This window comes from Enterococcus sp. DIV1304_2, assembly GCF_050555445.1.
Lineage (GTDB): Bacteria > Bacillota > Bacilli > Lactobacillales > Enterococcaceae > Enterococcus_B > Enterococcus_B pernyi.
On record NZ_CP187851.1, the window covers coordinates 1,526,781 to 1,538,531 of the forward strand.

The window sequence follows — 11,751 nt, forward strand, 5'->3', positions numbered from 1 at the left end:
GATGGCGATCATTGTTAATTTAGACGTAATGTTAGCAAAGCGGAAAATGTCAGTAACAGAACTAAGTGAAAAAGTTGGTATTACCATGGCTAATCTTTCAATTTTAAAAACTGGAAAAGCGAAAGCGATTCGCTTCACCACATTAGATAAAATCTGTGAAGTTTTGAATTGTCAGCCAGGAGACCTTCTTGTCTTTGAAAAAGATCAAGAAATCTAAATAGTTTTGGTGTTATAAAAATGCAAGTTCCATAATCTCAAGATTTGGAGGACTTGCATTTTTTTATTCGTTATCAAGCCAGTAATTCTTGATAAAAGTTGATCAGATTATGTATCTCTCTTGCTTTTGGAAAGACGGATATACCGAATATAGGGATATTATAGGTTTTATCAATCGTAATATTTGAAATAATACAATCAAAATTCTCATAATTGATTAAATCTTGGGACAATGTTTTATTATTTCTAGCAACAAATTCAAAATGATTACCCAATTGTTGGTCTAATTCACTGAGTAAATAGGCGTCATATTTTAGTGTAGAGTTGGTGATGACTAACGCGCGAACTTGCTTATTATCTTCGAAGTTCTTTATTAAATCTGGCCAATACAATAATATTTCTGTAAACATAGTTGTCGCAAATTCTTCGAAATCATTTAGTAAGATATGATGTGTATGTACACAATGTTTTAACTTATTCCATAATCGAAGCTGGATTTTATTCATTTCTGAGTGACTATTTTTAAAAAAAAGTGATTTTTTTTGATAACTTATAGAGAAAGGTACCGCGCTTTGTTGTAATAAAATAGTTGCTTTACGAAAGATCTTTTTTTTATCTTCGCACACAATTCCATATTTTTCTTCCACTTCTTTGATAAAACTATCAATTGCAAATAGAATTGGATTTTTTTGATTTAAAGAATCTCTGACGAATAATTGGAAAACAAGTGGTTGATCGAATATAAAACTTGCCAAGTGCTCATTAATCAATTCGTTGGTCTTTGGTAAACGCAAACGTTTATTTGATAGTATTTCGTACTTGAATTTTTTTTGTTTTCTACTAACCGTAACTACCCCATTATCATTTTGTAGCAATAGTATCCGAGCAGCAATCCAAAAATGAAATATTTTTTCTTCTTGCGGTTCCAAACTAATCAGTGCTTGTTGCAAGTTGTTTTCTTCAACAAAATCCTGCGCAAGTTGAGTCACTAGCAACCGAAAGGATGCAGGAAATGCATCTTCAAAATAATGATATTTTTCCATTAAGAACTGAACGGTCATTTCAGTAATGACTTGATCATTTCCAACAAGTTTGATCAGTGCTTGTACTTTCAGATCATAACTCTGTAACATTGGATTGATTTTATCGACGATTCGCCGCAAGGTACTTTCAGAAATAAATAAATAGTCTGCTAATTCAAGATAATTCTTGAATTTATGTAATAAAATAGCTTCCAAGTAGCGATATTCAATCGACTCTTGCTTGATCACTTGATAGATATAATCTTCCGTGACATGAGGTAGAATTGTTGCTTTCACTCCCTCTTCTCGAGTCATTTGGATTTTGATATCGCTGGCATAAGAATGAATATCAAGTAAGTCATTTCTTAACGTTTTGGCTGAACAACCAAGTAAATTTTCTAAGTCGTTAAAGCGATAGGTATCGCCTTCAAATAAGTATTCCAGTAACTTCAATTGTCTTTTTAATTTTTTTGACAAAATCTTCAACATTTCTATTCACCTCACAAACAAATAAAAAACACTCAAATTTGGGTTTCCCCTCCTTTGAGTGTTTCCCATATTTAATTTTAGAGGTCTTTTTTCTTCTCTAAAAACTATTTTTTCTACTATGAATAAAAAAGTGGATAAAAAATGTCTTTATTTTATTTATCGGACTCTTCTTCCAACTTTTCAGTAGATCGTTTTTTCCAGAAGAAGATACCGCCAACCAAGGCAAGTAACATAGTTCCTAGTACTGAGAGAACTGTGTTTCGAGTGGCATTTGTTTGTGGCAAGTTGCCTGTTGCTTCAAGATCACTTCCATCATCTTGTCCACCTTCTCCATTTTCACCGGTCTCACTTCCAGCACCCTCTTCACTAGCACCTGGTGTATCTTCTGCACCTTGTTCAACCACGGAGTATCTTCCTTCAGCGCTTGTTGTAAAACCACCATGTGCTTCATTGACTTGGATATCTAAACCAACGATATTGTTACTTCCAAGTGCAGAGGTATCGATTTGCGAATCTTCTTGTAACTGAACCGTATAAGAATTGGCTGGAATTTCGCGACCATTTACTCTTACTGTTTCAACCATAGATTTCGGATCGACTCTTTCTGTGCCAATCGCAATAGAAGCTACTCGTGTTCTAACATCTAACTCCCCTGTAGGCTCAAACCCGTATTCTGTCACATTATAAACAGCAAACTGTCCTCCATAAGTGAAGTTTCTTTCTTGTTCTTCATGCATCAAGATATTGTTGTTCGCATCTTGGTGGAAGACCTTTACAACATCTCCTTCAACTACTGGCAAGGCATTTCCGCTATTGAAACGCGAGATTGCTTGTTGGATCGTTTGTGTGCCGCGAACTTCATATTGATATTTCGATCGTCCATCTTGACCGAGGATCTCGATTCCATAATACACATTATTGTCATCCACTTGTGTCACACGATTATTTAAAATCGTGCGATCAGATCCTTGTATTGATTGGATTTCGATTTGACGACCACTTTTCACTAAACCAAATGAACCTACTGTCTCATTTTGGCGATTCTTCAAATGGATCGTGCTGCCCCATTTGACTTCATATGGTACTTGAATGTCTGTAGCGGTGACACCATCTGCTGTAGATACGCGAACAGTCACTGATTTTTGGCCAGCTGTTTGTGTGTCGAACGCATCGATTTGTTCCACATTATATAACGAACTAGATAATTGGTGTCCGTTAAAGCGAACTTCATTGATCAGCTTTGTTGCATCCAATTCACTTGCATCTTCACCTAAAACTAAGCTTTGATTTTGTTTTTCTGCATGGATCATAGTGATTGGTTCAAACTCACCATTTTGGATTCGGTAATGGGCATAATTAGATCCTGCTGTAAAGTTTCTGACCAAGTTATCGCGCATCAATAAGTTACGATTTTCTGTTTCCGCATGATAAACTTTGAAAATATCCCCTTCATTAACTTCTAACGGTTGCCCATTATTAAAACCTTGAATTGCTTGTCGGATCGTCATGTGTCCTGTCACTTCATAGCTGTATTTAATATTATCTGGAAACAGGCGACTTTCTGGTTGCTCTGGATCAGCTAAAATTTCGATTCGATAATACGTATCACGACCAAAAACATTATTCACCGCATTGTTTAAAATCGTTTCTTGTTCTCCTTGTGTCGCATGGATCTTTGATCCCCCGTCTTGTTCGATGATACTGAATGCACCAACAGTCGCATTTTCTAAACCTTTCAGTAAGAACGTACTTCCCCACTTCACCTCATAAGGAATCTCCAATTCAACGGAGGCCAAGCCATCTTTCATTGCCATTCTCAAACGAACTTCTCGTTCACCAATAGTTGTAGTATCGAAATCAGATAAACGCTCGATCGTATACGTATCTTCTGCCACAGGTTCTCCATTGATCGTCACGCTATCTAATAATTCTTCCAATTCAAAGTTGGTTGTATCTTGCGCTAAAACAAGTTCCTTGTTTGCTGTATGAGCATCCATCACTGCCATTGGTTCAAATCCGTATGCGGTTACCTCATAGTATGCATAAGAAGAATTATAAGTGAAGTCTTTTTCTTCCTCGTTAACGAATAACACTGAACTTCCTTCTGAACGTTGCGGATGATAGATTTTGATGACATCCCCAAACTGAACGGTGACTGCACGATTATTTCCAAAATTATCCATCACTTGTTGCAACGTTGCTCGTCCCGGCATCTCTTGAGAGTAAATGCTTCGATCCCCACGAATGATTTCCATTGAATAGTACAAGGAAGAATTCGGACTTAACTGCTCATCTAGTGGTGAATCAATCCCTGGGAACATCGTTAACTGACGTACTGAATTATTACTTCCTGGTCTTAATGAGAACGCACCTGCCGCTCCCCCATTCGCTGAACGCATTACAATCGTATTTCCCCACTTGACTTCATAAGGGACAGTGATTTCTTTTGAAACTACCCCATCTCTTGTTTCAAATTGGATGCGTAGATCTTTCTTCCCAGCAGTGGAGGTATCAAATTCTTCTAATTGAGTCACTGTATATTGACTCGGTGCTAATTCGACCCCATTGACTGTGATATGATCGATCAGATTTGCTCCATTGATACCTGCTGTACTATCCCCTAAAGTAAACTCTTGTGGTGAAGATTCTGCAGCTACGGTAATAATTGGTTCTAACCCATTATCTGTCACTTCGTAATAGGCATAGTTTGAACCAATCGTGTAATCACGAACTAATTCGTCTTGCATGAGCAAGTTTCGCCCTTGCGAAGCACCTTGTGGATCTGCATGGTAGACCTTGATCACATTCCCTTTTTCAACTGGTAGTGGTTGCCCATTATTGAAGCCATTGATTGCGTCTCTGATCGTGGAATTACCGGCTACTTCATATGTATAATTCGAGCTAGTTCCTCCCATGATCTCGATGGAATAATAGGTATCACGACCAAAGTGGTTGTTGACTGGATTCGCGAGATTCGTACCATTTACTCCTTGAGAAGCATGGAGTGCCAATTGTCCGTCTTCCTTAAGCAAACTAAACGCACCAACTGTTGCTTCATTTAGTCCCCTTAACACAAAAGTTTGGCCCCAATTCACACCGTATTCTACTTCCATTTCATTCGAGGCAAGACCATCATTCATTTTTAATCTTAGACGCATATTACGTGTGCCGATCGTACTCGTATCAAAATCAATTAGTGATTCTACTGTGTACTGACTGTTATCGATTCTTCGTCCATTGATCGTCACATTGTCAATCAATGAGCCGGGATCAATGTTGGATGTGTTTTCGCCTAATGCAAAATTCTTTTGTGAGGCTTGCGCTTCCATAACAGGAGCGGGTCTAAATCCAGAAGAGGTAACTTCATAATATGCATATTCTGTACCATAGGTAAAATCATGCTCTTCTTCATTCATCATCAAGACTGAACTATTGGCTGATCGCTCTGGATGATGGATACGAATTACATCGCCCAATTGAACATTAAAAATATTATCCGTATTTCCAAATTGATCGATGATTTGTTGTAGGGTCGTACGATTCGACATCTCTTGATTGTAGATTACATTGTTATTACGCATAATTTGGATCGAATAGTATGTAGAAAAAGGCGAAGTTAACCTTCCTACAGAAGCGTCCATGTCTGTTGCTAAGCCATTAGTAATTCTTAGGGGAATATTATTAGAATCTGTATTACTTAATAATAATGAAAATGCCCCAGCTGATTGACCGTTGATCGATTTCATCAAAATAGTGTTATCCCAACGCACGTTAACAGTCGTTGCAATTGTTCCTGTGGTTCTCACGTTCACGTCTGGTCGTTGTCCTTCAACAGTTAATCTTAATTGATGTTCACCGACTGTTTGATAATCTGGCTCAGATGATTCTGAAGCAACCAATCTAAGAGAATCGATATCTAGTGGTGTTCCTCTAAAAGTTGCCGATTTGATTAAATCTCTGAATGCATTATTATTCAATAAAGAACTTGTATTACCTAGCTGTATAGCTCTGATTGGATGTAACTCAATCATTATTCCTTGGTCTGGTATTACTTCAGCATTCACAGAAGCTGTTGCTTCTCTGCCATCTTGTGTACGAACTCGTGCTTGCCATACAAACGAACCTGGCGTCGCTGTGCTCGTTGGAGTAATCCATGACAATTGATAGGAACCTTGATAATTGACATCAAAAAGTTCATTCAAAGCTGGTACTGGATCATTTTGATAAACTTGTATTTTATCTTCTTTTGTAGTAATCAAAGGTAGGACTTCTATATCGAAAGTCACGATTACTGGAGATCTGCCTGTTTGATCACTTACTTCTACTTGTACTTGTTGCTTACCTATCTTGTTTGTATCTGGTTCTGTTAACCATCGGTAGCTGACATCACCACGAGAATTTTGTACATCAACATAACTTTCAGGATCTGGTACGGTGTCCTGATATCCAAGAGTATGTCTACCTGATTTAATATTAGCCTGCAAATCACCGATGTTGGTAGTTGAAAAATCAAATTTAAATTCCGTTGCCATTCTCACCGTACTCCAACCTTCATTCCAAGGTTCAATATACCAATAATAAGAATATAAAAAACTTGGTATTTCAAATATTTCTTCTTGGGGAGGGGCCACTCTTAAACGAGTGAATACGACATTTATTTCCCCAATTTCTAAATTTTGAGCTGTAGAACTTTCTGTAGGTGTGATTTCCATTCGCCAATTTCCACTACGTGAAATAGCGTTGATCCTGAAAACTCTTCTTGGTGCAGAATCCCCATTCGCTCTTAACGGGCTCAGATTATTTATAGTTGTCCCAGGTACATTGACACTAGGAGAATAATAAAAAATGGGTGACACGTTTCTAAATATCATGGTGTCGTTAACGCTTAAATTATCATTTTCTGTATTAAATTGTGCATCGATACCTTTTTGCATCTCATCAACTAAAAACTGACCTAAACGAATCGCATTAATAGTAGGAGCAACTGGGATACTATCTGGGATGTCTAGCGCATACCTAGGATTTAACAATCGTTCCAAAATTTTTTCTTGCTCTTCTTTTTCTTCTTCTGATGATAGAGAGCGTGAATTCGTTTCTTCTTTCTTCGTAGCACTATCTGATGTTTTACTGGAATTTTTATTTTCCTCTTTACTATTTTTGGTGTTTTCTATGACACTTTTAGCTTCATCTTTTTTTTGCTTATTACTGACTGGTCTGTTTTGAGTCATTCCTAAATTATTTAATACCGTTACTGCCTGAACAACTGTGCCATTGAGATTGCCTAAAGTCAAACTTAGGATCAAAGCACTGTTCAACAGTTTTCTTCTTGTTCTCAAATTATTTCCTCCCTTTATCAAACAATCAGAGAAAAACTTTTTTGTTTGGTTCATTCTCTGTCGATAGTCGTTTCTTTTTTTTTAAAGGATGTTCGTAGTAATTCAAATGACTCTTTTATAAAAACGTTATGTATTTTGCGTTTCTTAATCGTCTTTTTACTATTCACTCCTTTTTCAAATCATTTAGAAAAGCATTGAAAAGCTTTACTTCTTCAAGTTTATCGGTCATCAACGTCTTGTGTAACGTCATTTTTTCCCTTTTGATTGGGAGTAATTGAAAGAAGATTTTTTGTGAGAAAATAATTTATTAATCATCTACTTGCAAAAACGCCGAAAGGACAACAAAAAAGAAGGATCTTCACTTCGTTGAACAAGTCAACTTGTAAAGATCCTTCAATCAAATTCAAGATAATTGAATGTTACCGATTATTTCAAAGTAAAAGAATTTTTGCATCTATCGCAAATTTCTTCTTTATTCTTATAATTTACGCGCAAAGAATGACACGATCAAAACTAAAATGATCGCACCGATCAATGAAGGCACGATTGCCATACCACCAATGACTGGTCCCCATGATCCTAATATTGCTTGTCCGATTGCTGAACCAACAAGTCCTGCAATGACGTTTGCAATGATCCCCATTGAAGATCCCTTGTTTGTGATTGCTCCTGCAATTGCTCCGATAACTCCACCTACGATTAATGACCAAATAAAACCCATCTGTATTTCCTCCTATAGTGTCTAGCCGATTTTTTCAATGCGACATCTCATTTATTTTAATTAAAAGTTTTGACTCACCAAGATATTTTATTGTACTCTTGGCTCGTTATTTTCTTTTACTTTTTCCGTTCCTTTGCTTGCTGCATGTTTTGCTTTGTCTGTTTGTTCTGACGCAAATTCTCCAGTTGCTTTTGCAGCATCCGTCACTTTATCTTGGACAGTGACTTGATCTTGTTCAAATTCTTCTTTTGATTTGATATCTGTTACATTGACATTCACTTCGATGATATCTAAGTGTGTCATATTCGCTACTTCTTCACTGATGATCTCTTTCATTTGTTTAAAGATATCTTCAATGTCTTTGCCGTATTCAACGACGATCGACATATCAACAGCAACTTGTTTCTTACCTACTTCTGTTTCGATCCCAGCTGTTTCGTTGTCCGTATTGACTAATTTTCCAGCTACATTAGAGAAAAATCCTCCGTCTACTGTCAATAGTCCGTCGATACGTTCTGATGCGATCGCAATAATTTTTTGAATGACTTTGTCATCATAAGTTACTTCACCGTTCATCGATTCTTCACTGCCCTTCACTTCATTTGTCTGTTTGTTTGCCTCATGAGTTGGCGTATGCACACCAGGAGTTTTCGCTTCATGATGTGGATGATCGTGGTGTTCTTTTTGATCATGCGCTACTTTTTCTTCTACATGTGGCACCACTGGATCTGGATGTGCAGACACTGGCGCAGTTTTATTTTTTTCATCTTTGATCCCTTGTGCTTGATTCGGTGTTGTTGGATCTGGATGTGCTGATTTCGGTGTATTTCCGTTTTGATTTGAATGATTGTTTTCCATGGTAAAGCCTCCTAAGATTTAAAGTAATGTTCTAAAATTCCGGTTCTTTTTAAATACATGCCGATGGCTACACCAAGCGCAACCATAATCACGATCAGCAATGTTTTAAAAAATCCGACGGCTACTAGTAAAATAGCTAATATCAATCCAAGCGCGCCACAAATAATTGGGAGCTTGTATGTCGAAAAGATCTCGTTCATTTTCTCTCCCCCTTACTGTACTCGTGAGTGTTCGACTCTTTTTGATTGTGGTGAGTCAAAACCGGTATAATTGATCAGGACATTCACTGGTTCATCTGTACCGATGATTTGTTTTACATCACGCTCAATGTCTGTCATCAGTGCTCCTGTTTTACCGATTAATGATGACGTACGTTTCAACTCGCCTTTTACTTTTACGTCAATTTTATTTTTTGTTGCTTTGATCGTTACTTTTGGGGAAGAAACAAACTCTTCTTTCGTCAATCGTGAACGAACCATTCCTTCGATTGCTTTTTTGTCTAATGTTAACTCGCCATCACCTTTTTTTAGTAAGAATGAACGGTAAGTTTTTGGGTAGAATAATAAGACTAGAATCAATATAAGTGTCAACACAGCAAAAGCTGCGGTTACCCAAAAGACATATTGTTGTACGTAAAAGTTAGTTAATGATAAAAAGCGAAATTCTTCTAACTTAAACGGCAATGGATAAACTGAGCTTAGCAACATTGCAAATATTAAAACAGACAGCAGAAGGATCAGTAAGATCGCTCCTATCGTTTTGGCTCCTTTGTTCATTGTCTCGACCTCCTAGCTTCTTGTCACTGATTATAGATTAATGGCTTCTCCACCAGTGATACCGTAAATCTGTGCTGTGACATAGCTTGCTTTGTTGGATGCAAGAAAGACATAAACAGGCGCTAACTCAGCTGGTTGTCCTGCACGTTCCAACAATGCTTGTTGACCAAACTCAGGTAGATCTTCTTTTGGTTGACCTGCATCTAGTTGTAATGGTGTCCAAATTGGTCCTGGTGCTACGCCGTTGACACGAATTCCTTTTGGTGCTAATTGTTTTGCTAAACCAATGGTGAAGTTTGCAATCGAAGCTTTAGTCGCTGCATAATCTAACAAGTGTTCACTTGGATTGAATGCTTGGACTGAAGTCGTTGTAAGGATTGCTCCTCCTGCTGGAATATGTGGAATTGCTTCTTTCACAAGTGCAAACATTGCGATGATATTTACAGCAAAAGTATCTTTTACTTGTTCCAATGGGATTTCTGCAATTGAAGGGGACGAAATTTGTTGCGCCGCATTAAGAACAAGTGTGTCTAATCCACCAAAAGCATCCACTGTTTTTTGGATGATTTCTTTTGGTGCAGCTTCATCACGCAAATCATAAGGTAATAGTAATGCTTTACGTCCAGCTTCTTCGATATAATGGGCCACTTGTTGCGCGTCTTCTTCTTCACCTGGGAAAAATTGAATGGCTACATCTGCACCTTCTCGTGCAAAGGCAATGGCTGCGGCACGTCCAATACCAGAGTCTGCACCTGTGATCAAGACACGGCGATTTGCTAATTGCTCTGTGCCTTTATAGCTTTCTTCTCCACAATCAGGTACAGGTTTCATATCCTTTTGCAAAGCCGGAGTTTCTTGATCCTGTTTTGGAAATTCTTCTGTGTGATATAGTTTTCTTGGGTCGATTAAATTTGGTTCTGTCATGTTGATCCTCCTAATTTTTAGTCATAACTGACGTTATAAATTTGGGCGTATTAGCCCATATTGGTTATTTTGTGTAATCTTTTCTAAATAAGTGATACCCTAAAGCAGCAGCAGCAACGATTGAGCCCCCTAATACTAAGAGGAACCCAGTTGCTGAATCTTCTCCTGGTAAACCGCCTGTGTTCATTCCCCAAATACCTGCGATCATCGCAGGCACAGAAATGATCAATGCGGTCGAATCCAAGTATTTCATCAGATGATTCAGATTATTGTCCATCATTCCGTTGAACAGATCACCGATACTTTCTAACAGATCGCGATAAATCAAAATCATCTTCTCCGTTTGACGTTGTCTCAAACGAACGTCATAAAGCAACTGTTCATCATTGACACGTTCTTTGAATTCAGGAGTCTCCCAGAGGAGGTCCATTGTCTCTTTTTGATCCCGCAACGTATGATCGATGTAAACAATATCTCTTTCTAAATCAGCCTGCTTGTACAACTCTTCATTTTCTGTCGTTTTTCGTGCTTCTTGATCTAGCGAATCAATACGCGTTTTCATTTCACGAAGTTCTTTGACAAAATGGGTATAAATATCTAATGCCGCATAAACAATCACTTTTTCGAAAGAATCGATTTTATTACCATGATGTTCAATCAGCCGATCGATAAAATTGGTTTTTTCGTCTCGACAAGTAATCAATAAGTCATTTGATATGACGAAAGATAATGGTGTCAGACGACGTTCGATTTTTTCTTTTTCACTTGAAAGGTTGAGCAGTACTAAGGAAATCGGGTTGTTCAAACTTGTTCCTGATAGATGTTCTAAGCGGGAGACCTCTTCTGGATAAGTCATACCGACAAATATATCTTCAGGGAGTTGATAGGTTCGAGTAACCTGTTCGATTTCCTCAGTATCGCTCGTATCAATAACAAGCCAATTAAAATGTTCTTCATCTGCGGCTATTACTTTCTTGTTTTCATCAATCAAGTAATATTCCAGCATGGTGAATCGTCCTTTCTAGTGTGCACTCAGCTAAAGAAACAATTAGTTAGTTTGATGTTATGATCTAGTACAGCAATCTCATTTTCCAATGAGAAACTATTTAATACATGATCATAATCCATCGTCAAATGTTTGCCTAAATAGCATTGTTCACTTTGTGATGTATAGATTTCTAGCGAAGGATGTTTGATTTTTGTGACGTATAGTCCAAACTCAGTAACAAAAGGGATAATTTGGAAAAAGCTACCTTTCGCACACGCTCCTTTGTCTCTAAGGAAAGGATCTTTACTATTGATCAATGCAAGCGCTAATTTTGATTGTTCGCCTGCTTTTTCCTTTAAGATGTCCATCGCATTTCTTGTCAGCGTAATTTCCATATCGATCATCTCCTCTATATAATAGT

10 protein-coding genes are annotated in these 11,751 nt (G+C 37.6%); 1 reads left to right on the plus strand and 9 read right to left on the minus strand.

The features are described from left to right. Position 1 precedes the first annotated feature (1 nt). Entirely contained in the window at positions 2–217 is a 216-nt protein-coding gene (locus tag IGJ14_RS07100; protein ID WP_010735376.1) for a helix-turn-helix domain-containing protein, read from the plus strand. A 73-nt stretch (positions 218–290) separates the two neighbouring features. Here the strand turns inward: IGJ14_RS07100 and IGJ14_RS07105 are convergent, their stop codons facing one another. The 9 genes from IGJ14_RS07105 to IGJ14_RS07145 form a co-directional block, all read right to left on the minus strand. After that, positions 291–1,727, minus strand: coding sequence for a helix-turn-helix domain-containing protein (locus tag IGJ14_RS07105; RefSeq protein ID WP_066025055.1), 1,437 nt, complete (start codon positions 1,725–1,727; stop codon positions 291–293). Between the two features lie 152 nt (positions 1,728–1,879). Next, entirely contained in the window at positions 1,880–7,063 is a 5,184-nt protein-coding gene (locus tag IGJ14_RS07110; protein WP_430608464.1) for a putative mucin/carbohydrate-binding domain-containing protein, read from the minus strand. Positions 7,064–7,541: 478 nt separating this feature from the next. Further along, entirely contained in the window at positions 7,542–7,784 is a 243-nt protein-coding gene (locus tag IGJ14_RS07115) for a GlsB/YeaQ/YmgE family stress response membrane protein (RefSeq protein ID WP_010735371.1), read from the minus strand. Positions 7,785–7,871: 87 nt separating this feature from the next. Beyond that, entirely contained in the window at positions 7,872–8,642 is a 771-nt protein-coding gene (locus IGJ14_RS07120; RefSeq protein ID WP_430607325.1) for an Asp23/Gls24 family envelope stress response protein, read from the minus strand. Between the two features lie 11 nt (positions 8,643–8,653). Beyond that, positions 8,654–8,842, minus strand: coding sequence for a DUF2273 domain-containing protein (locus IGJ14_RS07125; RefSeq protein WP_010735369.1), 189 nt, complete (start codon positions 8,840–8,842; stop codon positions 8,654–8,656). Between the two features lie 12 nt (positions 8,843–8,854). After that, on the minus strand, positions 8,855–9,418 hold the full coding sequence (gene amaP, locus IGJ14_RS07130; protein WP_010735368.1) for an alkaline shock response membrane anchor protein AmaP: 564 nt from the start codon (positions 9,416–9,418) through the stop codon (positions 8,855–8,857). Positions 9,419–9,448: 30 nt separating this feature from the next. Next, complete coding sequence (locus tag IGJ14_RS07135) at positions 9,449–10,342, minus strand: SDR family oxidoreductase (protein ID WP_023519734.1); 894 nt, start codon at positions 10,340–10,342, stop codon at positions 9,449–9,451. A 64-nt stretch (positions 10,343–10,406) separates the two neighbouring features. After that, on the minus strand, positions 10,407–11,348 hold the full coding sequence (locus IGJ14_RS07140; protein ID WP_023519735.1) for a magnesium transporter CorA family protein: 942 nt from the start codon (positions 11,346–11,348) through the stop codon (positions 10,407–10,409). Between the two features lie 26 nt (positions 11,349–11,374). Next, positions 11,375–11,725, minus strand: coding sequence for an iron-sulfur cluster biosynthesis family protein (locus IGJ14_RS07145; protein WP_195339388.1), 351 nt, complete (start codon positions 11,723–11,725; stop codon positions 11,375–11,377). Positions 11,726–11,751: the final 26 nt, after the last annotated feature.

What these genes read in the sequence shown, in the direction of transcription:
- IGJ14_RS07115 (WP_010735371.1), bottom strand. Translation starts at nt 7,784, where the DNA reads ATGGGTTTTATTTGGTCATTAATCGTAGGTGGAGTTATCGGAGCAATT.
- IGJ14_RS07120 (WP_430607325.1), bottom strand. Translation starts at nt 8,642, where the DNA reads ATGGAAAACAATCATTCAAATCAAAACGGAAATACACCGAAATCAGCA.
- IGJ14_RS07135 (WP_023519734.1), bottom strand. Translation starts at nt 10,342, where the DNA reads ATGACAGAACCAAATTTAATCGACCCAAGAAAACTATATCACACAGAA.
- IGJ14_RS07105 (WP_066025055.1), bottom strand. Translation starts at nt 1,727, where the DNA reads ATGTTGAAGATTTTGTCAAAAAAATTAAAAAGACAATTGAAGTTACTG.
- IGJ14_RS07125 (WP_010735369.1), bottom strand. Translation starts at nt 8,842, where the DNA reads ATGAACGAGATCTTTTCGACATACAAGCTCCCAATTATTTGTGGCGCG.
- IGJ14_RS07100 (WP_010735376.1), top strand. Translation starts at nt 2, where the DNA reads ATGGCGATCATTGTTAATTTAGACGTAATGTTAGCAAAGCGGAAAATG.
- IGJ14_RS07140 (WP_023519735.1), bottom strand. Translation starts at nt 11,348, where the DNA reads ATGCTGGAATATTACTTGATTGATGAAAACAAGAAAGTAATAGCCGCA.
- amaP (WP_010735368.1), bottom strand. Translation starts at nt 9,418, where the DNA reads ATGAACAAAGGAGCCAAAACGATAGGAGCGATCTTACTGATCCTTCTG.
- IGJ14_RS07145 (WP_195339388.1), bottom strand. Translation starts at nt 11,725, where the DNA reads ATGGAAATTACGCTGACAAGAAATGCGATGGACATCTTAAAGGAAAAA.